The organism is Paenibacillus sp. Soil787, assembly GCF_001429545.1.
Lineage (GTDB): Bacteria > Bacillota > Bacilli > Paenibacillales > NBRC-103111 > Paenibacillus_E.
The window spans coordinates 275,030-301,241 of sequence record NZ_LMSP01000001.1; the positions used below are offsets into that span (position 1 = coordinate 275,030).

Here is a 26,212-nt window from a genome sequence, read left to right on the forward strand (position 1 = left end):
AATGATAAATCACCTGTGGGCTTTTTAAGTTCTATATTCTGACTAAATGAAGCATCGATTCCAAGAGATTTTCGCAAGGATGATCATGTACAATTTTGCTGAAATGATTACCTCGCACGTAGTCATTTCCCAAATGGATAAACAGCACCAATACCAAGTCAACTTCACGGTTGCCGTTCACGTTTGTAGACATTTCCTACGCTCACGCGGCGATGAACCCCCGCCCGATGTTGAAGCGCTGATTCGCAAAAACATTTTGCCAATTCGACCCATTCTCCTAGGGCAGCAGAATCCACGCAAAATCCGCTATAAATCAGCTGTTAGCTTCGTTCCAACTTTGTCTTTCAGCTTAACTTGATGACATTGACCGCGTTGCAGCCCTTTTCTCTGCTAAACCGAGGGACGGGCAGTTTTGTTGAACAAGTTGTAAATTCAACATTTTAAAGTAAGGGCATTTCTTAGTAATGAGAAATGCTTTTTATTTTTGTCGAAATTAAAGGATATAAAAATAACAATAATAATATAATGAAAAACACTACCAATTTATTGTAAAACGATAAATTATATGATAAAATCATGTTGAGTACATCCGGATTCCCCTTTTTAGTATGTGCATACGGATTCTGTATTGCGTTGCGTTGTATCAAGCATATAAACTATTAACCTACATCGAAAAGAACAATGCTTTCTCTGAATTATCCCTTAAATCTTTGAAGATTATAAAGAAATGTGCTTTTACAATGATTAACGTTTCGGTAAAATTTAATTAACGAGGTGCTTTTATGAAACAAGTTACGACACTCTTTTTAAAGCTAGCTGTTATTTTTATAGGAATCCCAGTTCTTGCATTGTGCATATTTTTGGTGCCTAAGATCGGGAATTTTGCTGGAGAATTGTATCCAGATATTGCTTATATGAAATCTCTCGTTTTAATCGATATGTACGCGGCGGCGATACCTTTTTACTTTGCTCTGTATCAAGCTTTTAAACTTTTAAGTTATATTGATAAGAACCAAGCGTTCTCGGAATTATCGGTAAAGGCTTTAAAAAATATAAAATACTGTGCCATCACGATCAGTACCTTGTACCTGCTAGGTATGCCACTCTACTATCTCATGGCGGAAAGAGTTGACCCTCCAAGTTTCATACCAATCGGATTGGTCATTATTTTCGCCTCTATGGTAATCGCCGTTTTTGCTGCTGTTCTCCAAAGACTTTTACAAGAAGCTATTAATATAAAATCAGAAAATGATTTGACGGTCTGAGGTGGATGATATGGCAATTATTATTAATATTGATGTGATGTTGGCAAAACGAAAAATGAGCGTAACGGAGCTTTCGGAGAGAGTTGGAATTACTATGGCAAATATTTCCGTTATGAAAAATGGGAAAGCAAAAGCGGTTCGTTTTTCAACATTAGAAGCGATATGTAAGGCTTTGGATTGTCAGCCAGGTGATATTTTGGAGTACAAAAGCGACGAAGACACTCAATAAAACAGACAACTAATTTATTTAAGCTAACGGAAACGATAGGTTAACGAATTCTAGCTACCACCCAATTACGAAAACCGGATTCCTTTGTAGAATACAGGGTCCGGTTTTTTTATGCGATTTTTACAAGGGAAAAGAAAGGGAGAATTCTGAAAACAAGTTAAATTGATGCCCCACGGATGATGGCTTGAAATTTAATGGGCGCTTAGATTATTTTATGTTGTAGATGAGTACATCGTGTATAATATCTTGGTATAATGCTGATCTCAACAAATAAAGGGGATATAAATGAACAAAGAGGATGTTAAGCAACGTATTAAGGATTACCAGCAGGCAGAAGGAGTGCATCCTCTTACTTGCGGAAACAACAGTAAACACGAGAAATTATACCCTAAGGTGCTTGAACAAGGGTTGGTACTTCTTTGCCCTAATTGCAGTTACACTCAGACATACATTCCTGATCTCTTTTTCGATGATGGTTTTTATGAGTGGCTGCGGGGCATGAAGAGCTTAATTTAAGTCGAAGGCGGTAAGTCATTTTAAAAGGATACTTACAGCAGCGTCGGCACTCTAATTCCCAAACAGCCTGGCTGTGTTGTAAAACACGGCAGGCTGTTTTTGGCTAACCTTAATGTTTTGAAGCAGCACATGGCGGTGGTATAACGGCAACTGCCCAATGACACAAAGGTGCCTACATAAACCGATGCGAGAAAGCTTGAGAAATCAAGCTTTTTTTATATAGGATTCCTGATCTTGGCAAGATCCACGGACTGGTCGGAGACTTGAAACTCTGCCCGTTCATGTCACTTAATATATCTACATATGTTATATATATTGACAATATTTAGTTTGCTCATTAAAATAATGATTTAAAACCAATTGGATATTTGAGGGGGAGCAGGCGATGAATGAGTTCATGACGGATACGAACCATGGTTATGTCCCTTTGCAGCCTGAAATAGCGTGGCATACGGCTGATTATCAAGAATACAAAGCGCATGGCGACGCGCGCAACATCCCCGCTTTATTTTATCAATTTCGCTCCAAAAGCGTGGGATCTCCAGATTTCGTAGTGATTCCGGACGGTCATGTGGACATGTTATTCAGTTGTGAAGCTAGTCAGCCTGACATCCAGGTGTACGGCTCCGTGCTTTCCAGACACACGATCACCTTGAAAAGAAATACCGTTTACTTCGGTGTTCGTTTTCTCTCCCTACATGTAACAGGTAGATCGAAGATTGATATGAAGGATTTGATTAGTCAATCTTGTCCATTATCAGATTTTATCTTGATGACTAATAAGAGCGTCGAGCCTATTCTTACGGCAGCAACGTTCTCTGAAAAGATACGCTTGTTCAAGGGAGTACTTGGTGAGGTCTTAACTATTCAGCAGGATTCACGCTTAGTCCGCTTTGCGTTAAATCAGATGATTATGGCGAAAGGGAACATAAGTGTAAAGGATTTGGCGACCGAAACGGCGTATTCGGAACGCTATCTCCGCAAGCAATTTGAGCATTTCGTTGGCTTATCTCCTAAGGTGTTTAGCCAGATTACGAGATTCCAGCATGCTCTAAACGGGCTGATCGAAAATCGGCAATCCACAGTGATTTGGGACAGCATTTCGGATAATGCCTTTTACTATGATCAGCCGCATTTCATCAATGAGTTTAAAAAGTTCTATCAAGAGACGCCGCATGCTTGGATGAAGCGTTGTTTACAGGGGTAAAGAATAGAAAGGACCACGACGTGGTCTTTTTTTTGTGTTCATGTCATGAAACCTGACGCAAGGGCCGATTTTTCCAATATTTCCGCAAAACCTTCTAGTATACTAACCACATCGAGATTAACTTCACTCCATAACAGAAGGGGACTACATGAATGAAAATTGCTAATTCTTTTAAAAAGAGTTTAATCGTTGGCACCATGCTGACAATGGCGATCACGCCATTCATGCCATTTGGTTCGCATCAGGCTTATGCACATGGTGGCAGCTTTGAAGACGAATACGTAGCATTACGACAAAGGCTTGAGGAATTTGGAGCTGCGGTGTATTGGGATGAAACGTCGAAGACGATTCAAGTCGTTAAGGACGGCAAAGTGGCTCAGCTCAATTTGAATAGTGCAAATGTGAAGGTGAATGGAAAGCTGCTTACACTCGTTGGGCCTGTTGTGATGAGGGATGGCATCACGTATGTGTATCATGATTTTATCAATGAAATTTTCCAAGCTGACGTTGTTTCAAGCGTTCGTATATCGAATGACACCAACCCATTGAATCCACTGACGGCCAAAGAGATTGAAGGTGCGGTCAGTATTGTAAAAGGATCAGAAAAGTACAAAGAGACGATGCTTTTTACGGAAATTTCTCTGAAACCGCCAGTGAAAAGCGATGTGTGGAGCTATGTGCTAGCAGACGGCAAAAGCAAAAGTTTACCGAGAGTTGCTCAATTCGTTGCTATGAACGGTAAGCAAGTGATTGAGGGTGAAGTAAATCTTGCTGATGCGAAGCTGTCCAAGTGGGAAACCAAGGAAGGCGCACAAGGAATGGTCACCCTTGACGATATGATTACGGTGCAAAGCGTCATCGAAGGGGATGCGGATTACGCGGAAGCAGTCGCGAAGCGAGGCATTTCCGATATCAAAAAAGTCGTGACAACACCTTTGACGGTTGGTTATTTTGGAGGAGAAGACGATCTAGTTGAGGATGCCCGTCTCTTGAAAGTTGTTTCCTATTTGGATACAGGAGATGGTAACTTCTGGGCTCACCCAATTGAAGATTTAGTCGCTGTTGTCGACCTGGAAAAGAAACAAATCATTAAAATAGAGGATAGCGGGGTTATCCCGGTTCCGATGCAAGCCAATCCGTATGATGGCCGTAATTTTGCAGATAAGCTAGCCCAGAAGCCACTTGCGATTGAGGAGCCAGCGGGCAAAAATTACGATGTAACTGGAAACATGATCTCTTGGGGGAACTGGGATTTTCACTTGCGCTTGGATAGTCGGGTTGGGCCGATTCTTTCGACAATGACGTATAACGATCAAGGGAAGAAGCGGAAAGTCATGTACGAAGGCTCACTTGGCGGCATGGTCGTACCTTATGGGGATCCGGATATTGGTTGGTATTTCAAAACGTATTTTGATTCCGGGGAGTATGGTATGGGGACATTGACGTCGTCACTTGTCAAAGGGAAGGATGTTCCTGACAACGCCATGTTGTTAGATGCTGTCATTGCTGACACTCAAGGGAATCCGCGTACGGTTCCGAATGCGATGGCTGTTTTCGAACAATATGCGGGACCTGAGTATCGCCATGATACGATGTCGGCGCAAGGTACAGATAGTAAAGAGCGCAGAGAGTTGGTCGTTCGTTGGATATCTACGGTCGGTAATTATGATTATATTTTCGATTGGGTGCTTCAACCGAATGGTACGATTAAAATTGACGTCGGTGCCTCCGGGATTGAAGCGGTCAAAGGTGTCGTAACCAATAATATGCACGATTCAACAGCGGTTGAAGATACGAAATATGGCACACTGCTCGATAATCATATTGTGGGCACAACGCATCAGCACATTTATAATTTTAGACTCGATATGGACGTAGATGGAGTGAATAACTCCTTAACGGAAATTGATCCAAAAGTTGCTGAGAATACGGATGGCGGACCGCGTAAAAGTGTTATGATCACCGAGCACCAAACCGTTAAAACGGAACAAGAAGCTGCGCAAAAATTCGATCCTTCCACGATCCGAATTCTAAGCAATCCGAATAAAGAGAACAAAGTTGGTAATCCGGTCTCCTATCAAATTATTCCTTTTGCTGGCGGTACACATCCGATTGCGAAAGGTGCGCTATTCAGCGCTGACGACTGGCTGTTCAAGCGTGCAGGCTTTATGGATAAGCAAATTTGGGTGACAACCTACAATCCTGATGAACGATATCCAGAAGGCAAGTATCCAAATCGCACGGCGAAGGATACAGGTTTAGGTCAATTTACAGCGGACAACGCATCGATTGAGAACACAGATGACGTGGTATGGATCACGACGGGAGCTACACATGTGGCTCGTGCTGAAGAATGGCCTATTATGCCAACGGAATGGGTCCATGCGATGTTGAAACCGTGGAATTTCTTCGATAGCACGCCGACATTAAATTTGCCTTAAAAGATGAAGAGAGGAGCCTTGCGATGCAAGGCTTCTTTGGTCATTTCCCCCGCCAGTTTCCATGTCGATAATCAATTTTATATATTTGTTCTTTTCTCCACTGTTCATAGATGCCATTCATAGAGATTCACCGAGATATATGAGAATAGATCAATAATCGATGAGAATAGGTCATTGTTTTGAGAAAATTGATGTTTTATAATAACTTTAACGAAACCGAATGAAAACGCTGTCAACACAAGGTGCGTCCTCAAATTCGTCGATGACCTTTTGCGCTGGAGTAGAGTGAAACTGCCATTTCGGCACTCCATATATTTTTTTGGATATCGTTATTAGTCAATAAATACGTTGAATACAAAATGGGGGGCCTGACATGGAACGAATAGAAAAATACAGCAAGAAAAGCATCTCAATAATAAAATTTCTCTATATTATGCCTTTTATGGTTTTACTTGGTGTCTTTGCATATTACCCGCTATATGGTTGGGTTTATGCATTCTTTGACTATACGCCGCCGATTCCGCTGTCCCAATCGCCGTTTGTTGGTCTGAAGTGGTTTCATACCTTGGTCGAAAACCAAGTAAAGATCGATCAAACGTTTCAAATACTTAAGAACACATTTGGGATGAGTGGCTTGAATCTGCTATTTTCCTGGCTTCCAATGGTTTTTGCCATATTCCTGACTGAGATCAAATCCGTACGTTTCCGGAGGTTTATACAGACGGTAACAACCTTGCCGAACTTCATCAGCTGGGTATTGGTCTATTCACTGGCATTTTCAATGTTCTCCAGTGAAGGTATAGTCAACGGCCTTTTGAAACAATTTGGATTTATTGATTCCCCGGTATTACTTCTTCAAAACTCCGACCATGTTTGGATTATGATGTGGATATGGACAACTTGGAAAACATTGGGTTGGTCAGCCATATTGTATATAGCGGCGATTATGAGTATAGATGATTCTCTATATGAAGCGGCCTATGTAGACGGCGCGACAAGAATGCGGGTGATCTGGCATATCGTATTGCCGAGTATGGTGCCGACCTATTTTGTTTTGTTGATGCTGCAAATTGCGAGTTTTCTGAATAATGGCTTGGAGCAATATTTCGTATTTCAAAATGCATTTAACAAGGATTCCATACAGGCTTTAGACTTATATGTTTACAACCTGGCAATGGGGGGCGGCAGCTATTCCGTGTCCGTCGCGATCAGTATGCTAAAGAGCTTGATTAGTGTTGTACTTCTCTTTTCTGTAAATGGACTATCAAAAAGACTAAGAGGAGAGAGTATTGTATGAGTGATACAGCAGTAGGTCTGGCGCCGAATGATAAAGTGCCTGGCAGCCATCTCACTAGAAAAGTTAAAGTCCAGGTCAGCCCAACAGACAAAATGATGACTGTTTTAATATATTTCCTGTTTTCTCTGTATGCGCTTGTTTGTGTATATCCATTTTACTCGATCATTATTAATACGATAAGTGCAAACGATCTCAGTGCCAAAGGTGATGTTATCTTTTACCCGATGCAAATCCAATTCCATAACTACGTGGATGTAGTTAAAATACCGGGGTTGTGGGATGCAGCCGTTATATCTGTAGGAAGGACCGTGATCGGAACCACTTTGACGGTAGGGGCTTCCGCATTTTTAGGATTCATGTTTACCCAGGAGGATATGTGGAGGAGAAAATTTTGGTATCGCTTTACGGTTTTAACCATGTTTTTTAATGCTGGGGTTATTCCGTGGTATTTAACAATGAGGACTTTGCATCTGACAAACAATTTTTTGGCCTATATTCTGCCGACAATCGTAGCTCCGTTTTTCATCATTCTTGTAAAGACTTTCGTGGAATCAACGCCGAAGGAATTGCAACATGCGGCAAGTATCGACGGGGCCGGGACCATGACCCTTTTTTTCAAAATCATGTTGCCCATCTGTAAGCCCATATTGGCTACGGTTGCCATATTCGCAGCAGTGGATCAGTGGAATTCCTTCCAGGACACGTTGTTGTTGGTTACGGAGAGCAAACTATATAGCTTGCAGTTTATTCTATATAACTATATTAATCAGGCAAGTTCCATATCCAGCATGGTAAACCTGCAGAATGCCGGTTCGACAGCCATAACAAGTCTGGCAACAAAGCAAACCACTACTTCAATTCGAATGACGGTGACCATTATTGTTGTAGCACCTATTTTGTTGATTTATCCGATTTTCCAAAGATTTTTTGTAAAGGGGATTATGATCGGTGCAGTGAAGGGATAACTTACACCGTTATAATAAATTGAAAGAATATGGGGGGTTGAACATGAGTAAGCGGAGTAAAGCAGTAAAAAAATCGACGTTGATGTTGTTTGCCTGCCTCTTCATGGTTTCGGTAGCATTGACCGGCTGTGGAGGCGAATCCAACAATAAGGCTGCATCAACGGCACCAAGTAAGTCACCAGACTCCGGTACTGGGGCTACATCCAAAGCTAGTACAGAGCTAGATCACAGTAAACCGCTGACCATTACCGTTTTTGATAATGCAGCAAATTATCAAGGCGAGCAGAAAGGGTGGTATGGAAAGCTTATTAAGGATAAGTTCAATATCACATTGAACATTCTTGCTCCGCAGGTTGCCGGCGACCAGCTATACAAGACAAGATCGGCAGCAGGAAATTTGGGTGATCTCCTGATCGTCAATAACAGTCAGTTGGAAGAATTAATTCCAGCCGGTCTGGTTATGGATCTCACGGATAAGATCAAGAATACGCAGAACCTGTCCAAATATGTGGATAATCATTTCAAACCTTTCAATGCAGCATTTCAAAAAGTAAATCCGGATGGCAAGATTTATGCTTTGCCGACTTTTGAGGCAGATACTTCACCAACGACATTCTCGGAACAAACCCCTTACTCAAGCCCAATAATGCCTTGGGATTATTTCAAGGGAGTTGGGGCTCCCAAGCTGAACAATCTGGATGATCTTTTGAATGTACTGAAGCAAATGCATGAGAAATATCCCAAGACTCCGGACGGTAAACCGATCGTTCCGATCACCTTGTGGAAGGATTGGGACAGCAGAGGCACTATGGAAAATGCACGCTGGTTAGGCAATTGGTACGGTTATGAGCAGCCAGAAGGAACCACCACCATCCAGTTGAATGCAAAAGGCGACATCGTTCCGCTCATCGATGACAACAGTATGTACAAGAAGATTCTGCAATTCTATTTTAAAGCAAATCAGATGGGTTTGGTTGACCCTGACTCACCAACCCAGGATTGGAACAAAGTTTCCGAAAAGCTAACCAACAAGCAGGTACTTCTCTTGTGGTATTCGTGGGAAACAGGGTTCTACAATTCAATTGAAAGAGGTAAAAAAGGTGATGGGAATGTTGCTGTTCCGATCGCTGACACACACATCATTCAGGCAAGCGATGCTTATTACGGCAACGGCAGAGTTTTTGCTATCGGTTCCAAAGCCAGTGATCCCGATCGGATCATGGAATTCATGGATTGGACTACTTCTCCTGAAGGCCTGCGTTACTATGTGAATGGATTTGAAGGCTTCAACTACGAGAAGACGGCAGACGGCAAGTTTAAGCTGACCGAAGTGGGTCAAACCGCATTCCAGAAAAATACACCTGTTCCGGAAGAGTACGGAGGCGGCGGATACCAGGACGGACAAAGCAAGCTCAACACGATGATCATTAGCGATTTTGCCAAAGATCCAAAGACAGGGGAGTTCTATAACAGCAATTACTGGAGCCCAACAATTGAAGCGAACAAGACAGCGCTAACGACGGATTGGCAGAACACTTATAATGCAGAAAACGCAACAGATTACTACTTGAAACATAAGATGATCGATATCGTCCCCAATATCAATACAAGTTTAGGAAGCGATTCATCAGATATTAAAAACAAACGCAGCCAGATTTCTGACTATGTAAAGAACACATCCTGGAAAATGGTATTTGCAAAAAATCAAGCAGAGTTCGACAAGCTGTGGGAAATGATGAAGAAAGATGTGATAGGCCTCGGCTGGAATGATGTAGTTGCCTCGGATACGGAAAAAGCGCAAAAGATTATTAAAATGCGTGCCGATGCATTAGCTAAAAAGTAAAAATTATAATTTTTTTATGAATGAGGGATAGGTATGATCTTATACATCCCTCATTCATTTTCTGATTTTATACAAATACATCGTCCGTCGATGATATTTTGCAGATTCTTGCGAAGACGCTTTCGTGGAACGAGTTCGCTTAATGAAAGGAGAAATCGAGCATGCTTAGAGTCGTAAACGTTGAAAACGGATGGGTACAAGGGCTGCCGGCAGCCGACCCCAGGATCACAAGTTTCAAAGGGATCCCGTTTGCTGCTCCGCCCGTAGGAGAGAACCGCTGGCGTGCTCCGCAGCCCGCCAAAGACTGGGAGGGCGTGCTCAACGCGTACGAATTCGCGCCGGTCTCGATGCAGGCCAGACAAGAAATCGACGACAACAATATTTATACCCGGGAATGGGCCGTGGAACCGGACATCGCCATGGACGAGGACTGCCTCTACCTTAACGTGTGGACCCCGGCTAACCGTACCGATGAAAAGCTGCCGGTGTACGTATGGTATTTCGGAGGAGGCCTTCAGGTCGGTCATACGGCCGAGATGGAGTTTGACGGGGAACGCATCGCCCGAAGAGGCATTGTCGTGGTTACGATCAACTATCGTCTGAACGTGTTTGGATTTCTATGCCACCCTGAAATTACGGCGGAATCGCCGGAAGCTCCCGCGAACTTCGGCCATCTCGACCAACAAGCTGCTACAAGATGGGTCAAACGCAATATCGCTGCTTTCGGCGGCGATCCGGGCAACATCACCATCGGCGGACAATCTGCCGGCGGCGGAAGCGTCATGAGCCAGCTTACTTCACCGCAGAATAACGGCCTCTTTCAGAGAGCGATCGTGCAGAGCGGGGTATTCACGGAGCTCTACCCGGGAGTCCGCACGCCAAGGTTTCTGCGCGATATAACGGAAGCCGAACAGGAAGGCGTTCAATTCTTCGAATTTCTCGGCATTTCCTCGCTTGCGGAAGCCCGGAAGCTGGATGCGGTTTCTCTCCGAGACAAGATGCTGGAGTACAAGGCGTTCTGGGGCACCGTCGTCGACAATAAGTTCAGTGTTGGCAGCGCGTTCGAATTGTTCCTTCAAAACAAGCGCTTGCAGGTACCGGTGATGTTCGGCCATACGTCATCCGAGTTTTTCAGTGCTCCAGAGACCGATTCGCTGGACGAAATCAAGAACTTGGCCGTCAACTTATTCGATGACGATGCCAATGAATTTCTTGAGGTTTGCGGATTTCCGTCAGGCAACTTCGATGAGGTCTTGAAAAAAGCTTCGGTAAGCGGCATTGAATACGCGATACGGATTGCCGGGCAGGCCAATGCGGACACCGACGCCAATCTCCCGCTTTACTATTACAATTTCGATGCGGGAATCCCGGGTTGGGATAACCCTGGAACGTTCCACTCGGTGGATCTCTGGTTCTTCTTCGAGACCCTCGCCAAATGCTGGAGGCCGTTCGTCGGCAAACATTACGATCTTGCCCGCCAAATGTGCAATTACTGGGCGAACTTCATTCGTTCTGGAGATCCGAACGGCAAAGATTCTACGGGAGAGGACTTGCCACGGTGGGAGTCCTATACGCCAAAGGCACCGTACGGCATGCGATTCGTGGATCAAGCAGAGTTTTCCAGGGAACAACCCAGCGATATGATGCAGCTCCTCGTGAGACAATATTTCAAGAATTCGGCAACTATATCCTGATCTCCAAAGAGTGGCATTGAGGTTCAAAAAAACGGCAAACTTCTCATTTCAATAAGCGGCCGATGTTCGTGACGGTAAAGACCGCCTTCGGCGTTAGAGGTTAATGACCAAGCTTACGAGACGACCTTGGTTTTTCAACCAAGGTCTCTTTGAAGATTCCGGAATCGGATGATGTCCATTACTATCACTGTTTCGGACGCTCACGATGATGGTGTTGCTTCGTTGACTGTTTTCAATCAGTCATATATGCTAATAAAAATAATTGATGTATTGTCATTTTTTTGTTACTGGAGGATCATGATGACCAACATTTTCTATGTTGAATATGATGCCGCGCACGCAAGCAATTTTGTGTTCGATGTCCCTGAGGGCCATAACTGTTGGTTGCTCGTCGTGACCCATACACCCGCCCTGTTCTGGGTGAATGAAGAAGTGAAGGAGTACCCAGCACACAGTGGAGTTTTATACCATCCCCATCAAAAAATTTATTATCGGGCCTGCGCGGAACAATATAAGAATGACTGGATTCGTTTCGAATCCAACGAATCGTATGTAACGGAAACATCGCTTCCATTCGGAGTGCCTTTTTCATTGAATGACCCTGAATACTGCCACAAAATATTCCAACTCCTTGTCAGTGAACACTCTTTTCAAAAAGATTATAAAGAATCATCCATTGACTGCTTACTGAGAACCCTGTTTAACAAGCTGCTGGAATCTTATTTTCAAGAAGCAATTACGCCCAAATACTACAACTTGTTATCGCTTCGGACCGCCATTTACAGTAATCCTAGCCAGGACTGGGCGGTTCCGAGAATGGCCGACTCTATCCGCATCAGCCCTGGGTATTTGCAGACAATTTACAAGAAGACTTTCGGGATTTCTTGTATGGATGACGTGATTACAAGCCGCATCCGTCAAGCCAAGGAATATTTGTTGCACGGCTCTCTATCCATCTCGGAGGTCGCTTTACGCTGCGGGTATAACAATGTGGAGCACTTCTGCCGTCAATTCAAGCAGATTACGGGCTTTACACCAAGAAAGTTTCACAAGCAGATGGAAGGCGCGTCTGTTGAGAGGCGCTGATTGATAATAGAATCCGATTGTAAAGTGAAGGAGACAATCATCATGAGTGATGAAGCAAGTTTAGAGTACAAAGAAAGACTATTTTTTCGCTCCCCAGCCAAGAATTGGGACGAGGCATTTCCGATTGGCAACGGACGGCTGGGAGCTATGATTTTCGGAGGACCATGCTCCGAACGATTGCAGCTTAATGAAGATTCCTTATGGTATGGAGGGCCGAGGGATCGGCATAACCCGGATGCTTTGGTAAATCTTCCGGAAATTCGCCGCCTCATTTTTGAAGGGAAGCTCAAAGAAGCCGAGTCCCTCGCTTCGCTTGCCTTAACTGCGATCCCTGAAACCCAGCGTCATTATGTGCCGCTCGGCGATCTGTTTCTTCATTTCCAAACATTAGACGATAACGAAGTCATCGATTATGAACGGGAGCTCGATTTATCAGAAGCAGTGGTCAGTATTTCCTTTAAGGCGGGTAAGGTTCATTATCGTCGCAAGATCTTTGCGAGCTATCCGGACGGCGCGATTGTGATTCGATTGACGGCTGATACGCCGGGCCAAATTTCCTTTACGGCAAGAATGGGAAGGGAAAGGTTCCGATACGTAGACCGTATCCGCACAGAAGAAGGTAATTCGATCATGATGAGCGGCAATAGTGGCGGAGGTGTTAACTATTGCGGTGTGTTGATGTGCAAACCAGAGGGAGGCCAAATGCGTACGATTGGGGAGCACTTGGTCGTGACCAATGCCGATGCCGTCACATTGGTCATTTCCGCCGCCACGGATTTTCGAGAGTCCGATCCTGAATCCGCAGCGTTTGCGAATGCCAAGCGTGCTGCTTCACGGACTTATATCGATTTATTAACGGACCACATTGAGGATTATTGTAAACTGTATGAGCGGACGTCGTTAAGGCTGGATGCTGCATTCAATGCTGTGGAACAAGACACCTCGAAACGATTGGAACGGATGAAAGCTGGAGCTGAAGACCCCGGACTTCTAGCTTTATATTTTCAGTATGGCCGTTATCTGCTTATTGCTTCAAGCAGACCAGGATCTTTACCTGCGAATTTACAAGGGATTTGGAATAAGGATATGTTGCCGGCCTGGGACAGCAAATTTACCATTAACATTAATGCGCAAATGAACTATTGGCCGGCCGAGACCTGCAATTTACCCGAATGCCATGAGCCTCTCTTTGAATTGATCGAACGGATGATTCCAAACGGTCGCCGAACCGCTCAAGTCATGTATGGGTGCGGTGGCAGTGCTGCCCATCACAATACTGATATTTGGGCGGATACCGCACCGCAGGATCTTTATCTACCCTCGACATATTGGCCCCTTGGTCTTGCATGGTTATGTCTGCATCTTTGGGAACATTATCAATTCGAGCGGAATGAGGCTTTTCTGAAACGTGCTTACCCGATGATGAAAGAAGCGGCTGCTTTTCTTGTTGGTTATATGGTCGAACTTCCTAGTGGAGTGCTTGTCACTTGCCCCTCTGTCTCACCTGAAAACACATATAGATTGCCGAATGGGGAAACGGGCGTGCTTTGCTATGGGCCATCCATGGATAGCCAGATTGCTCGCGAATTGTTTCTCGCATGTCTAGCGGCAGGTGAACAGTTAGAGACGGATATGGACTTTTTGACAACGCTTAAACTTACAATGGATAAGCTGCCACAGCCCCAGATTGGGCGTCATGGACAAATACAGGAGTGGATTGAAGATTATGAGGAAGTGGAGCCAGGACATCGTCATATCTCACACTTGTTCGCTTTGCACCCGGGAACACAGATCACTCCAGAGAAGACACCAAGCCTAAGTGCTGCTGCTCGCCGGACACTTGAGAGACGACTTGCAAACGGAGGCGGACATACAGGCTGGAGTCGCGCCTGGATTGTGAATTTTTGGGCTCGGCTGGGAGATGCGGAAGAAGCATATGAAAATGTAACTGCCCTTTTGACGCACTCTACATTGCCCAACCTTCTCGATAACCATCCGCCGTTTCAGATAGACGGCAATTTTGGCGGGACTGCGGGTATCGCGGAAATGCTGCTGCAAAGCCATGCTGACGCCATTCATTTGTTACCAGCTCTCCCTAATGCTTGGTCCAATGGTGAAGTAACGGGGCTTCGCGCCCGCGGTGCGGTAACGGTAGATATGGCATGGAAGGACGGTCAATTACAGCATGCTGTACTGAAGCCGGATAATAAAGGGGTGTATCGTATTCGTTGCAATCTGCCCATCCAATTAAGGATTGAAGGGGAGATTTACGAGCCAACGCAACTCGACGCATCAACCTATTCGTTTGAGGCGGAGGCAGGGACTGCGGTTCATGTACTTGCTAAGGCCGAATCCAAGCAGTGTATATGAAAGAAACATCCAATTTAGCAAGGAGTGAACAGATTAATATGAAAAAACAAGCACGAAATCCATATCTTCCATCATGGGAATATATTCCTGATGGAGAACCGTATGTTTTTAACGGGAGAGTTTATGTATATGGCTCTCATGACCGTTTCAATGGGCATACGTATTGCTTTAACGATTATGTCTGTTGGTCGGCACCTGAGGATGACCCGGCAGACTGGCGGTATGAAGGCGTGATTTACAAAAAAACAGATGATCCGCTTAATCCCGATGGAAGCATGTGTCTGTATGCGCCAGATGTCACGGTTGGTCCGGATGGACGTTATTATTTGTACTATGTCCTTGACAAGGTTTCTATCGTTTCGGTCGCTGTTTGTGATACCCCGGCCGGCAAATATGAATTTTATGGCTATGTTCGATATGCCGATGGAACACGTTTGGGAGACAGAGAAGGCGACGAGCCACAATTTGATCCAGGAGTGATGACAGAAGGAGAAAGAACGTACCTGTATACCGGTTTCTGTGCTGCTGGGGACAAGTCAAGAAGCGGTGCCATGGCTACGGTCCTGGGTCCCGATATGCTCACGATTTTGGAGGAACCGGTATTTGTCGCGCCAAGTGAACCTTACAGCAAAGGCAGCGGATTCGAAGGGCATGCGTTTTTTGAGGCTCCTTCTATAAGGAAGAAAGGCGATACGTATTATTTTATTTATTCATCCATCGTTATGCATGAACTGTGCTACGCGACCAGTAAATATCCAACAAAGGATTTCGTATATCAGGGAGTCATTGTCAGCAATAATGATCTTCATATCGACTCATACAAACCGGCGAATAAACCCATGTATTATGGCGGCAATAACCATGGTAGCATTGTTGAGATGAATGAAAAGTGGTACATTTTTTATCATAGACATACCAACGGAACGAATTTCAGCCGGCAAGGTTGTATCGAACAGATTGAATTCCGCGAGGATGGTACGATTCCGCAGGTGGAAATGACATCCTGCGGTTCGAATGGAGGGCCGCTTGACGGTCGAGGGGAATACCCTTCGTACCTGGCTTGCAATCTGTTTTGCAGTGATGAGGGGTTGTATACAGGAGCTCCCGGGGAATGGATGGACTGTCGGTTTCCGAAGATTACCCAAGATGGGAAAGATGGAGATGAGGAGATCGGTTATATCGCCAATATGAGGGATTCCGCAACAGCCGGATTTAAATATTTTCAGTGCGATGGGATCAAGAAAGTCAAAATCAGGGTGCGTGGATATTGCCGTGGTGCCTTTGAAGTGAAAACATCATGGGACGGTCCTGCTCTCGGGAAGATATCGGTTGACTTTACAAATATATGGAAGGAATATTCTACGGATCTCGTTATACCGGATGGCATACAAGCCTTGTATTTCACGTATACGGGTACGGGAGGCGCGAGTCTAGCTTCGTTCACATTGGAATAACCAACATAAATGAAGGAAAGGGGTATTGCCGATGTACCCGAATCCCATTATATGGGCTGACTATCCGGACCCCGATGTGATCCGGGTGGAGGATACTTATTATATGGTCAGTACGACCATGCATTTTATGCCGGGGTGTGTAATATTGAGGTCGTATGACCTGATCCATTGGGAAGTGGCAACATATGTATATGATGCTTTGGATGATACACCGGATCAGAGGCTGGAGGGTGACCGACAGATCTATGGAAAGGGAATGTGGGCGGCATCTTTGCGTTACCATCAAGGTAAATATTATGTATGTTTCGTAGCAAACGATACTCATCAAACGTATTTGTTTTCTGCGTTTGAAATCACAGGACCATGGATGAGGCACCCGAATATCGAAGGATTCTATCATGATTGCTCGCTTTTGTTTGATGATGATGGCAGAGTTTATATTATATATGGAAATGCCGAGATTCATCTTACAGAATTAAAGGAAGATTTGACCGGTCCCAAGCCTGGTGGATTAAACCGGATCATTGTGAGGGAGACAGGACCTTATCATCTTGGTTATGAAGGTGCCCATATCTATAAGATTAATGGAAAATATTACGCATTTTTTATACACATTACACAGTCCAGACATAGTCGCAGAACACAAGCCTGTTTTGTAGCAGATTCCCTGGAGGGGGACTTTGTTGGCGGAGAGGTGTTTGATGATGACATGGAGTATTTTAATGCAGGTATAGCACAAGGCGGAATCGTTGATACGCCAGATGGTAAATGGTATGCCCTCTTGTTTCAGGATCATGGTGCCGTTGGCCGTATCCCTGTCTTGGTGCCTTTGCATTGGGAAAATGATGTTCCGGTATTCGATAGGAAGCCACCCCCATATATCGACATTCCGAGTACTAGACCCGGATATGAATACAAACCTTTGGTCGGAAGCGATGATTTCTTCTATAAGCCGGATGAGAACGGCAAGGTTCATCTGAAAGACTACTGGCAGTGGAATCATATCCCGACAGATATTTTGTGGTCCGTAACGGATAAGCCGGGTACATATCGTATTCAATCTGGAAAAATTAATCCCAATTTAACATTTTCGGTAAATACATTGACACAGCGTGCAATGGGGCCCGCATGCGAAGCTATCGTTACCTTGGATGGAAGCGAGCTAAAGGATGGCGATTATGCAGGCTTGTGCTTCTTGATCAGCACCTATGGCTTCATTGCACTTACCAAGGAAGCTGGACAATACTACTTGGTCATGTTGGCAAGAACCACAGACGATAAAACGATCTTCGGAAACTTAGTAGACAAAGAGACTGGGGTGGAATATGCAAGGATTCCAGTGGACAGTGACAAAGTTACTTTGAAGGCTTATGGCAATTTCGTGAATAATACAGACGAGTGCGAGTTTTATTACATGGACGGAGAAGACTGGAAAAAGCTTGGTATTACCCATAATATGGTCTGGAAAATGGATCAATTTGTAGGGGCGCGTTACGGGTTGTTCCTATATTCTACCAAGGAGATTGGAGGAACGGCTCAGTTTTCTAGGTTCGTGTACAATGTGATGAAATCCTGAGGATCTAGTGATAAATAATAACTTTATCTTGATTGCATGGTTGTAAAAGATTATTATGGACTTGTGGATAGGAGTGATACCATGCCTATTATTCAAGCGCTGGACAGAGCATTGAAAATATTGGATTTATTCGACGAGCATACGACAGAGCTGAAAATTACAGAAATCAGCGCGAGAATGGAGCTTCACAAGAGTACAGTACACTCCTTATTGAAAACGCTTCAGTTACACGGTTATATCAATCAGGATATGGAAACAGGAAAGTACAAGTTAGGGTTAAAGCTCCTGGAAAAGGGACAGCTTATGCTGCAAGGCCTTGACATCCGTACAGTTGCCCGAAAGCACTTGACTGCTTTGTCGGAGCAGACAGGTCAGACAACCCATCTCGTTATTCTTGATGGGAAGGAAGGCGTGTATTTGGATAAAGTTGAGGGGGAAAAAGCTGCGATTCGCTATTCCCGAATCGGTCGCAGAATATCACTTCATAGCAGCGCGGTAGGAAAGGTGCTGACAGCCTTTAGAACGAAGGATGAGATCGATATGCTCCTTCGGAATTACCATTTCTCCAAGATTACAGAAGCGACGATTACGGACAGAGAGGCATTCCTTCACGAATTGAATCAGGTAAGTGAGCAAGGGTACTCCATTGACAATCAGGAGAACGAACCGGGCGTACGATGCGCTGCAGCTCCTATCTTCGAACATAATGGTTCGGTTGTAGCAGCGATCAGCATATCAACTTTAATTTCAACGGTAGATGACCTATTGTTTAAGCAGTATATTGCCCTACTTAAGAAAGAAGCAGAGACGATTTCACAGACCCTGGGGTTTCGGCAAGTTTTGTAAAGCATGTCGAGTCCAGGCATTTTTTATATTAGAATTTGAGAACGCTGTTTTATAATGTAAAACAAAATCAAGGGGTGAGCCATCTATGAAAATTATCCGTTTTGTAAATGAAGGGCTTTCACAGCTAGCTGCAGTTAATGACAATGAACAAATTTTCGCACTGCCGCAAAGCGATTTTTTAACCTTGATCCAAGAAGCTGACGAAGCGGAGATTTCACCGCTCGAGTTGGTTTTCAAAACGATCGAAAATAGGGAAGCGCTATCAGGTCAAGTCGATCAGCTGCAGCTTCTGGTTCCAATTGAAGCGCCCGAAGTTTGGGCTGCTGGGGTTACGTATGAGCGAAGCCGGGATGCGCGAAATTATGAGGCAACCGAAGGCAAACTGGATGCCTTGACCTTTTACGATAAAGTTTATGACGCTGTGCGTCCGGAGATTTTTTTCAAATCGACGGCTGCCCGAACGGTAGGACCAGGCGGCGACGTGCAACTTCGAAGCGATTCCGTGTGGCAGGTGCCTGAACCGGAGTTAGGGCTTGTTCTGAACGCTAAGGGGAAAATCGTAGGGTACACCATTGGCAATGATATGAGCTGCCGGGATATTGAAGGCGAGAATCCGCTCTACCTGCCACAAGCCAAAGTATGGAAACGTTCCTGCTCCTTGGGACCAGCGATCCGTTTAGCCGAAACGGTAGACGACCCTTACAACTTGCAGATTACAAGCCGAATATATCGCAACGGGGAAAAAGCCGTCGAGGGAACGGCTAATACCAATCAGCTAAAACGAAAGCTTGAGGAATTGACCGAATATTTGATTCGGGATAATGAATTGTTTGACGGAACCGTGCTGCTGACGGGAACTTGCATTGTACCGCCTAACGAATTTACACTCGCTCACGGAGACCGGATCGAAATTGAGATTACCGGTATTGGGACACTAGTCAATCATGTTGTAGGTGCAGGAAGCTAATCTGTAATTATACATTTGATTTATAAAATACATACATTCAAGGAGGAATATATATGGCATCTGTATTTGTTGGAGGGCAAACCTATTTAAACTATATTAACGGTGAATGGTGTCCAGCCGGCACTGGGCAAACCGTCCCCAGCATAAATCCTGCGAAAAGAAGTGAAGTCGTGGGCTATGTGCAGTCGTCGTCATTGGAGGAAGTGAACCAAGCGGTTGCGTCCGCCAAAGCGGCACAGCAAGGTTGGAGAAAGTTATCGGGCTCGGCAAGAGGCGACTACTTGTTTAAAGCGGCTAATGCGCTGGAAAGACGCATCGATGAAATTGCCGAGACGATGACGCGTGAAATGGGCAAAACATTGCCGGAAGCAAAAGGCGAAACGGCACGAGGGATCGCCATCCTGCGCTACTATGCCGGTGAAGGGATGCGGAAGATCGGAGAAGTGATACCCTCCACGGACAGCGAAGCGCTGATGTTTACGACCCGTGTGCCGCTTGGGGTTGTCGGAGTTATTTCACCTTGGAATTTTCCAGTGGCTATTCCGATATGGAAAATGGCGCCAGCCTTAATTTATGGTAATACGGTCGTGCTGAAGCCTGCTCAGGATACGGCGGTGACGGCTGCTAAAATCGTAGAATGCATCGCTGAAGCGGGACTTCCTGCCGGAGTTATCAATTTAGTGACTGGAAGCGGATCTATCATCGGGCAAGGACTTGCAGAGCATCCGGATGTAAACGGAATCACATTTACCGGCTCCAATCAAGTTGGCAAACGGGTCGGTCAGGCGGCACTAGCCAGAGGGGCGAAATACCAGCTTGAGATGGGCGGGAAAAATCCGATCATTATCGCTGCGGATGCCGATTTGGATTTGGCGGTTGACGCGACGATCAGTGGCGGAATCCGGTCGACAGGACAGAAATGTACGGCAACAAGCCGTGTCATTGTGATGCGTGATGTGTATGAAACTTTCAAAGAAAAGCTCCTGAGCAAATTAAAAGGTTTAACAGTTGGTCATGGATTAGATGCCGGTACATGGCTCGGCCCTTGCGCAAACGAAAATCAGCTAAGAACGGTGCAGTCCTACATTCAAAAAGGAATAGAGGAAGGAGCTGAGCTGTTGTTCGGCGGTGCTTCACCGGATCATCCAGATCTCGCCGAAGGCTTCTATATTCAGCCCACTGTGTTTGATAAAGTAACGCCAGAAATGGCGATTGCCCGGGAAGAGATTTTCGGCCCGGTCCTCGCGCTAATTCAAGTCGAAACCATGGAAGAAGCCATTCAACTGGCTAACAATTCGGATTATGGTCTGAGCGCTTCCATTTACACGCAAAGCATAAGCAATATTCTTTCGTTTATTCAAGATATGGACGCCGGTTTGGTAAGAATTAATTCCGAGACAGCCGGGGTGGAGCTGCAGGCCCCATTCGGCGGGATGAAGCAGTCCAGTTCTCATTCGCGCGAGCAAGGTCAGGCGGCAATCGAATTTTATACCTCGATAAAAACGGTATTTCTCAAAGCGTAAGCGTATAACTTTTGCTATAAAACCTAATTCGGAAGGGTGAGGGTTGATGACAGAGCAATTAAAATCGATTATGGCTCATGAAAATAACGATTTGTTTACGATCCGTACGCACGCGCAAGGCCCAAAAGGCTCATTGCCATTTACAAAAGAATTGTTATTGCATGCTCCAAGCGGAGAGTTGTTCGGTCTTACCCAAAATGTTGGAATGGGGTGGAAACCTTCCCGCCTGAAGGGTAAACAGTATCTTTTGTTAAGCACGCAAGGAGGCATACGTAAGGAAGATGGCAGTCCCGTCGCACTCGGCTATCATACCGGTCACTGGGAAGTTGGTCTGCTGACGCAGGCTGCAGCAGAGGTGATCACGGAAAGCGGTGGGGTTCCTTTCGCCGGATATGTGAGCGACCCTTGCGACGGTAGGTCCCAGGGTACGGAAGGCATGTTTGACTCTCTTCCTTACCGCAACGATGCAGCGATCGTTTTCCGGCGTCTCATCCGCTCCTTGCCGACGCGCAAAGGTGTGCTCGGTGTAGCAACCTGCGACAAAGGATTGCCCGCCATGATGATTGCTCTGGCCGGGATGCACGAACTTCCTTGCGTAATTGTGCCCGGCGGAGTGACATTACCCCCCACGGAGGGCGAGGACGCTGGGAAAATCCAAACCATAGGTGCAAGGTATGCTAATGGTGAAATCAGTCTGGAAGACGCTGCCGACCTCGGCTGCCGGGCTTGTGCCACACCGGGTGGAGGCTGCCAGTTTCTTGGGACGGCTGCTACTTCGCAGGTTATTGCAGAGGCTATGGGCATGACGGTGCCTCACGCTGCGCTTGCACCATCGGGACAGCCCGTATGGGAAGAGATGGCCAGGCAGTCGGCCCGCGCTATGATGACGCTCGAGGAAAAGGGAATCCGGATGAAGGATATTTTGACCGAAGCGTCCATCCATAATGCGATGGTTGTTCATGCGGCCATTGGCGGATCGACCAATTTGCTGCTGCACATTCCTGCCTTCGCTCATGCGGCAGGGCTGCCCGTTCCGACCGTTCAAGACTGGATTCGTGTCAATAAAGACGTACCAAGACTAGTCAGCGTTTTGCCGAATGGTCCGGAATATCATCCGACTGTGCGAGTGTTTCTGTCCGGAGGGGTGCCGGAAGTGATGCTGCATCTCCGCCGTTTGGGGGTACTAAAAGAAAATGCGTTGACAGTAACCGGTGAAACGCTGGGGACTGTACTGGATTGGTGGGAAACGAGCGAGCGCCGAGGGCGGATGAGAAGTCTGCTTATGGAAATGGACGGGATAGATCCGGACAACGTCATCATGAGTCCAGAACGTGCCAAAGAAAGGGGATTGACCTCGACGGTTACGTTTCCTATGGGGAATCTGGCTCCGGAAGGATCAGTGATTAAATCGACGGCGATTGACCCGACAACCGTCGGAGAGGATGGGGTTTACCGCCATCGGGGCAAAGCCAAGGTGTTTACCTCAGAGAAAGCGGCTATCTTGGCAATCAAGATCGGCGGTATTCAAGCCGGCGATATTATGGTGTTGATGGGGCGCGGACCGTTGGGTTCGGGGATGGAGGAGACCTATCAATTAACCTCAGCACTAAAGCATTTGCCGTTCGGCAAATACGTGTCCCTAATTACCGATGCGCGGTTTTCGGGCGTATCCACAGGTGCCTGTATCGGTCATGTTGGACCTGAAGCGTTAGCTGGCGGTCCGATTGGTAAGCTGCGGGATGGAGATACGATTGACATCGTAGTTGATCGTAACAGTTTGGAAGGCAGCATCCATTTTCTAGGCGACGGTGACGAAGTGCTGACCCCCGAAGAAGGAGCCCGTGTGCTTGCTGCCCGAGTCCCTCACCCGGAGCTCGCAGCAGACGAAGGGCTTCCTGATGATACTCGTTTATGGGCTGCATTACAATCTGTCAGCGGAGGAACCTGGACAGGGAGCGTTTATGATGTGGATCGGATTCTTGCTGTCTTGGAAGCGGGAAAAAAAGCTTTGGCTGTGCAAAACGATTAGCCATTTTCGCAGGCATCGTACAGCAGAAGGCAAATTGCTATTAATTATGAAACAAAATAAACGGAGTCACGCGGGTTTGCGGGCTCCGTTTTACAATTATTTATGAAACATCACACTTCTTTTCTCTTCTTCTTTTTTTTTTACTTACTGTATCATTTCCCACAATTCGTTAGAATTGTTCCATATTTTATTGGTGGGGGTTTATAGACTTTGTCCAAGCCTGGAGAAGTAATCTTTCGTAAATTGACGAAAAGCTTGTGCGGCTACGGAAAGATACCGATCCTCCATCCAATGCAGCTCGATAATACGCATGCATTCCGGATGTGTAACACGAAGCAAAACAACGGAAGAGTCGGTGGTGCCTTTCCATGTGATTGCCGGGACAAAGGCTATTCCTTGGCCCACGCGAATCAATCCTCGTACCATTGCCGGGTCGTCGCTTTCAAAAATAATGCGCGGCTTAAATCCGGCTCGTGCACAAAAAGCATCCGTTGTTTCACGAAGGCTGTTTCCTCGCTTTAACGTAATAAAACCATCCTCCGCTACATCGGACAAACGAACTGTTTTCATCGAAGCAAGGGGATGCGATTCTGGCACGGCCAGAAAAACCTCTTCCCTGAGTAGCTCGATTTGTGCTGTACCACTTAACTCAACCGGCGATGAAGTAATGCAGAAGTCGAATTTCGTCTGAGTAGGATTTCTAAAGTGCTGCAAAAGATGAAAAGTAACTTCGGGATGAATTAAACGAAATTCTCTTAACAAATCCGGCATGATATGAGAGGCTACATCAAAACTTAAATGAAGTGTCCCTATCATTCGGCCCCTTGCATCTTCAAGTTCCCTGCGTCCGTCTTCTAATGCGTCCAAAGCGATTTCCACACGTTTTAAAAACATAGTTCCGAAATGGTTTAACTTGATGTGCTTTCCTTGACGGTCAAACAACTTTACTCCCAAGTCCTTTTCCAGAATAAAAATCATTTTACTGAGTGCCGGTTGAGAGATATGAAGCTCTAAGGCGGATTTGCTTATGTTCTCGGTTCGGGCTACATGCCGAAAATATTGTAACTGCGATAATTCCATAAACGTCCCTCATATATATATTTAGTTATATAACATATGTTAATTTATATATTTCACATTATACATATTCGGGAGTTAAAATGGAATTGCAAGCGTTTTCTAAAACTTGTATAAAAGACGTTCCTAGCAGGCTTTTGTCCTGTAATCCGTTATGGAGGTTGTAGATGTGGCGGAACAATGGCAAGAAGAGCACAAATGGACAAAGAGACGTGATGATAAGAGCCGCCGCATGAGCTCGGTGAAATCATGGCTGGATGGTCCCATCCTTACGACAGATCGTATTATCGATGCAATGGAATCGTTGATTTGTCCGGGGGATAGGGTAGTCTTAGAAGGGAATAATCAAAAGCAGGCCACCTTTCTTTCAGGCGTGCTCTCCAAGCTAGACATCGGTAAAGTAAACAACCTGCATATGCTCATCAGCAGCATCTCCCGACCTGAACATCTTGATATCTTCGAAAAAGGCATTGCGCGCAAATTGGATTTTTGCTACGCCGGACCCCAAAGCTTGAGGATTTCGCAAATGATGGAAGATGGCTTGATCGATGTCGGCGCTATTCATACTTATTTGGAATTGTACGGCCGAATGTTTATCGACTTGATTCCTAATATCGCCTTGGTCGCCGCAGACAAAGCAGACCGCGCCGGGAACCTTTATACCGGGCCCAATACGGAGGAAACCCCGACGATTGTGGAGGCGACGGCTTTTTCCGACGGGATCGTCATCGTACAGGTCAATGAAATCGTGGATATACTGCCCAGAGTGGACATTCCAGCGTCCTGGGTAGATGTCGTCGTGGTAGCGGAGAAGCCTTATCAGCTTGAAGCATTGTTTACAAGAGACCCGCGTCTCATTACGGAGACACAAATCCTCATGGCCATGATGGCGATACGCGGCGTCTATGAACGGCATCAAGTGCAGTCGCTCAATCATGGCATCGGATTTAATACAGCAGCTATCGAGTTGCTGCTTCCTACGTACGGAGAAAAGCTGGGGCTGCGAGGGAAGATCTGCAAACATTGGGCGCTGAATCCGCACCCTACCCTTATCCCGGCTATTGAGAGCGGCTGGGTTGAGAGTATCCATAGCTTTGGCGGGGAAGTCGGTATGGAAGATTACGTTGCCGCCCGGCCGGACATTTTCTTCACAGGACGGGATGGCAGCCTCAGATCGAACCGTGCTTATTGCCAAATGGCCGGGTTGTACGGTATCGATCTGTTCATTGGGTCAACGCTCCAAATGGATGAAGAAGGTAACTCATCCACTGTGACTTTGGGGAGACTAGCAGGGTTTGGCGGAGCGCCTAATATGGGCAATAATCCTCATGGGCGTAGACATTCGTCTCCGGCCTGGCAAAATATGATTACCGCTGATGGTCCTATCGTCCGAGGGAAAAAACTTGTAGTCCAAATGTTTGAAACGTTCCAAAAGGGTGACCAGCCGACATTTGTAGAGTCCTTGGATGCAATCGCAGTAGGGCAGGATGCAAATTTGCCTGTGGCTCCGGTTATGATTTACGGAGATGACGTCACTCACGTGATTACAGAAGAAGGAATCGCCTATTTGTATAAAGCGAACAATTTAGAAGAGCGCAAGTTAGCTTTGGCTGCCATCGCCGGCGTTACGCCACTGGGACGTAATCATAATCTGTCTCTCAACGAGCGATTACGGGAAGACGGTTTGGTCGCGTTCCCGGAGGATTTGAGTGTTCGCCGTACGGACGCCAAGCGGTCATTACTTGCGGCTAAAAGTGTTGAAGAGCTTGTGGAATGGTCAGATGGGCTTTATAAACCGCCGGGAAAATTTCGCAGCTGGTAGGTGAA

General features: G+C 45.8%; 20 protein-coding genes and 1 pseudogene. 20 read left to right on the forward strand and 1 reads right to left on the reverse strand.

Features of this window, described 5'->3' with window-relative positions; genetic code table 11:
• The first annotated feature begins 79 nt into the window (after positions 1–79).
• The 19 genes and pseudogenes from ASG93_RS01310 to ASG93_RS01395 all read left to right on the forward strand — a co-directional run bounded on the left by ASG93_RS01310 (position 80) and on the right by ASG93_RS01395 (position 23,308).
• Positions 80–358: a hypothetical protein gene (locus tag ASG93_RS01310; protein ID WP_056828049.1), complete on the forward strand. Its 279-nt coding sequence runs from the start codon at positions 80–82 to the stop codon at positions 356–358.
• 236 nt (positions 359–594) lie between these two features.
• Positions 595–746 (forward strand): annotated as a pseudogene (locus ASG93_RS33730) (DUF2975 domain-containing protein); the annotation flags it as partial.
• Between the two features lie 36 nt (positions 747–782).
• Positions 783–1,265, forward strand: coding sequence for a DUF2975 domain-containing protein (locus ASG93_RS01315; RefSeq protein WP_056828051.1), 483 nt, complete (start codon positions 783–785; stop codon positions 1,263–1,265).
• A 10-nt stretch (positions 1,266–1,275) separates the two neighbouring features.
• Positions 1,276–1,494, forward strand: coding sequence for a helix-turn-helix domain-containing protein (locus ASG93_RS01320; RefSeq protein WP_056828052.1), 219 nt, complete (start codon positions 1,276–1,278; stop codon positions 1,492–1,494).
• A 285-nt stretch (positions 1,495–1,779) separates the two neighbouring features.
• Positions 1,780–2,010 (forward strand): hypothetical protein, encoded by a 231-nt coding sequence (locus ASG93_RS01325; RefSeq protein WP_056828054.1) that lies wholly within the window; start codon positions 1,780–1,782, stop codon positions 2,008–2,010.
• Positions 2,011–2,395: 385 nt separating this feature from the next.
• Positions 2,396–3,217, forward strand: coding sequence for an AraC family transcriptional regulator (locus tag ASG93_RS01330; protein WP_056828055.1), 822 nt, complete (start codon positions 2,396–2,398; stop codon positions 3,215–3,217).
• A gap of 152 nt (positions 3,218–3,369) precedes the next feature.
• Positions 3,370–5,658: a stalk domain-containing protein gene (locus ASG93_RS01335; protein ID WP_056828057.1), complete on the forward strand. Its 2,289-nt coding sequence runs from the start codon at positions 3,370–3,372 to the stop codon at positions 5,656–5,658.
• A gap of 373 nt (positions 5,659–6,031) precedes the next feature.
• Positions 6,032–6,955: an ABC transporter permease subunit gene (locus ASG93_RS01340; protein WP_056828060.1), complete on the forward strand. Its 924-nt coding sequence runs from the start codon at positions 6,032–6,034 to the stop codon at positions 6,953–6,955.
• Positions 6,952–7,920: a carbohydrate ABC transporter permease gene (locus ASG93_RS01345; RefSeq protein ID WP_156410753.1), complete on the forward strand. Its 969-nt coding sequence runs from the start codon at positions 6,952–6,954 to the stop codon at positions 7,918–7,920. The genes ASG93_RS01340 and ASG93_RS01345 overlap by 4 nt, the downstream gene beginning before the upstream one ends.
• 43 nt (positions 7,921–7,963) lie before the next feature.
• Positions 7,964–9,763 (forward strand): hypothetical protein, encoded by a 1,800-nt coding sequence (locus ASG93_RS01350; RefSeq protein ID WP_056828061.1) that lies wholly within the window; start codon positions 7,964–7,966, stop codon positions 9,761–9,763.
• Between the two features lie 161 nt (positions 9,764–9,924).
• On the forward strand, positions 9,925–11,457 hold the full coding sequence (locus ASG93_RS01355; protein ID WP_056828063.1) for a carboxylesterase/lipase family protein: 1,533 nt from the start codon (positions 9,925–9,927) through the stop codon (positions 11,455–11,457).
• 297 nt (positions 11,458–11,754) lie between these two features.
• Entirely contained in the window at positions 11,755–12,543 is a 789-nt protein-coding gene (locus ASG93_RS01360) for a helix-turn-helix transcriptional regulator (protein WP_235550694.1), read from the forward strand.
• A 42-nt stretch (positions 12,544–12,585) separates the two neighbouring features.
• Complete coding sequence (locus tag ASG93_RS01365; RefSeq protein WP_056828068.1) at positions 12,586–14,913, forward strand: glycosyl hydrolase family 95 catalytic domain-containing protein; 2,328 nt, start codon at positions 12,586–12,588, stop codon at positions 14,911–14,913.
• A 38-nt stretch (positions 14,914–14,951) separates the two neighbouring features.
• The gene (locus ASG93_RS01370; RefSeq protein WP_056828069.1) at positions 14,952–16,367 is read left to right on the forward strand and encodes a family 43 glycosylhydrolase; all 1,416 of its coding nucleotides are present in this window, start codon (positions 14,952–14,954) and stop codon (positions 16,365–16,367) included.
• 31 nt (positions 16,368–16,398) lie between these two features.
• Positions 16,399–17,943 (forward strand): glycoside hydrolase 43 family protein, encoded by a 1,545-nt coding sequence (locus ASG93_RS01375; RefSeq protein WP_056828071.1) that lies wholly within the window; start codon positions 16,399–16,401, stop codon positions 17,941–17,943.
• Between the two features lie 81 nt (positions 17,944–18,024).
• The gene (locus tag ASG93_RS01380; RefSeq protein ID WP_056828073.1) at positions 18,025–18,789 is read left to right on the forward strand and encodes an IclR family transcriptional regulator; all 765 of its coding nucleotides are present in this window, start codon (positions 18,025–18,027) and stop codon (positions 18,787–18,789) included.
• Positions 18,790–18,874: 85 nt separating this feature from the next.
• A complete protein-coding gene (locus tag ASG93_RS01385) occupies positions 18,875–19,756 on the forward strand; it encodes a fumarylacetoacetate hydrolase family protein (protein WP_056828075.1) in 882 nt (293 codons plus the stop codon).
• A gap of 53 nt (positions 19,757–19,809) precedes the next feature.
• Positions 19,810–21,279: an alpha-ketoglutaric semialdehyde dehydrogenase GucD gene (gene gucD / locus ASG93_RS01390; protein ID WP_056828077.1), complete on the forward strand. Its 1,470-nt coding sequence runs from the start codon at positions 19,810–19,812 to the stop codon at positions 21,277–21,279.
• A 46-nt stretch (positions 21,280–21,325) separates the two neighbouring features.
• Complete coding sequence (locus ASG93_RS01395) at positions 21,326–23,308, forward strand: YjhG/YagF family D-xylonate dehydratase (RefSeq protein ID WP_056828079.1); 1,983 nt, start codon at positions 21,326–21,328, stop codon at positions 23,306–23,308.
• 201 nt (positions 23,309–23,509) lie between these two features.
• Here ASG93_RS01395 and ASG93_RS01400 read toward each other — a convergent pair whose 3' ends face one another.
• The gene (locus ASG93_RS01400; protein WP_056828082.1) at positions 23,510–24,388 is read right to left on the reverse strand and encodes a LysR family transcriptional regulator; all 879 of its coding nucleotides are present in this window, start codon (positions 24,386–24,388) and stop codon (positions 23,510–23,512) included.
• A gap of 166 nt (positions 24,389–24,554) precedes the next feature.
• Here ASG93_RS01400 and mdcA point away from each other — a divergent pair, with 166 nt between their 5' ends.
• A complete protein-coding gene (mdcA, locus tag ASG93_RS01405; RefSeq protein ID WP_414858832.1) occupies positions 24,555–26,207 on the forward strand; it encodes a malonate decarboxylase subunit alpha in 1,653 nt (550 codons plus the stop codon).
• Positions 26,208–26,212 lie beyond the last annotated feature (5 nt).

What these genes read in the sequence shown, in the direction of transcription:
- ASG93_RS01310 (WP_056828049.1), top strand. Translation starts at nt 80, where the DNA reads ATGATCATGTACAATTTTGCTGAAATGATTACCTCGCACGTAGTCATT.
- ASG93_RS01315 (WP_056828051.1), top strand. Translation starts at nt 783, where the DNA reads ATGAAACAAGTTACGACACTCTTTTTAAAGCTAGCTGTTATTTTTATA.
- ASG93_RS01320 (WP_056828052.1), top strand. Translation starts at nt 1,276, where the DNA reads ATGGCAATTATTATTAATATTGATGTGATGTTGGCAAAACGAAAAATG.
- ASG93_RS01325 (WP_056828054.1), top strand. Translation starts at nt 1,780, where the DNA reads ATGAACAAAGAGGATGTTAAGCAACGTATTAAGGATTACCAGCAGGCA.
- ASG93_RS01330 (WP_056828055.1), top strand. Translation starts at nt 2,396, where the DNA reads ATGAATGAGTTCATGACGGATACGAACCATGGTTATGTCCCTTTGCAG.
- ASG93_RS01335 (WP_056828057.1), top strand. Translation starts at nt 3,370, where the DNA reads ATGAAAATTGCTAATTCTTTTAAAAAGAGTTTAATCGTTGGCACCATG.
- ASG93_RS01340 (WP_056828060.1), top strand. Translation starts at nt 6,032, where the DNA reads ATGGAACGAATAGAAAAATACAGCAAGAAAAGCATCTCAATAATAAAA.
- ASG93_RS01345 (WP_156410753.1), top strand. Translation starts at nt 6,952, where the DNA reads ATGAGTGATACAGCAGTAGGTCTGGCGCCGAATGATAAAGTGCCTGGC.
- ASG93_RS01350 (WP_056828061.1), top strand. Translation starts at nt 7,964, where the DNA reads ATGAGTAAGCGGAGTAAAGCAGTAAAAAAATCGACGTTGATGTTGTTT.
- ASG93_RS01355 (WP_056828063.1), top strand. Translation starts at nt 9,925, where the DNA reads ATGCTTAGAGTCGTAAACGTTGAAAACGGATGGGTACAAGGGCTGCCG.
- ASG93_RS01360 (WP_235550694.1), top strand. Translation starts at nt 11,755, where the DNA reads ATGATGACCAACATTTTCTATGTTGAATATGATGCCGCGCACGCAAGC.
- ASG93_RS01365 (WP_056828068.1), top strand. Translation starts at nt 12,586, where the DNA reads ATGAGTGATGAAGCAAGTTTAGAGTACAAAGAAAGACTATTTTTTCGC.
- ASG93_RS01370 (WP_056828069.1), top strand. Translation starts at nt 14,952, where the DNA reads ATGAAAAAACAAGCACGAAATCCATATCTTCCATCATGGGAATATATT.
- ASG93_RS01375 (WP_056828071.1), top strand. Translation starts at nt 16,399, where the DNA reads ATGTACCCGAATCCCATTATATGGGCTGACTATCCGGACCCCGATGTG.
- ASG93_RS01380 (WP_056828073.1), top strand. Translation starts at nt 18,025, where the DNA reads ATGCCTATTATTCAAGCGCTGGACAGAGCATTGAAAATATTGGATTTA.
- ASG93_RS01385 (WP_056828075.1), top strand. Translation starts at nt 18,875, where the DNA reads ATGAAAATTATCCGTTTTGTAAATGAAGGGCTTTCACAGCTAGCTGCA.
- gucD (WP_056828077.1), top strand. Translation starts at nt 19,810, where the DNA reads ATGGCATCTGTATTTGTTGGAGGGCAAACCTATTTAAACTATATTAAC.
- ASG93_RS01395 (WP_056828079.1), top strand. Translation starts at nt 21,326, where the DNA reads ATGACAGAGCAATTAAAATCGATTATGGCTCATGAAAATAACGATTTG.
- ASG93_RS01400 (WP_056828082.1), bottom strand. Translation starts at nt 24,388, where the DNA reads ATGGAATTATCGCAGTTACAATATTTTCGGCATGTAGCCCGAACCGAG.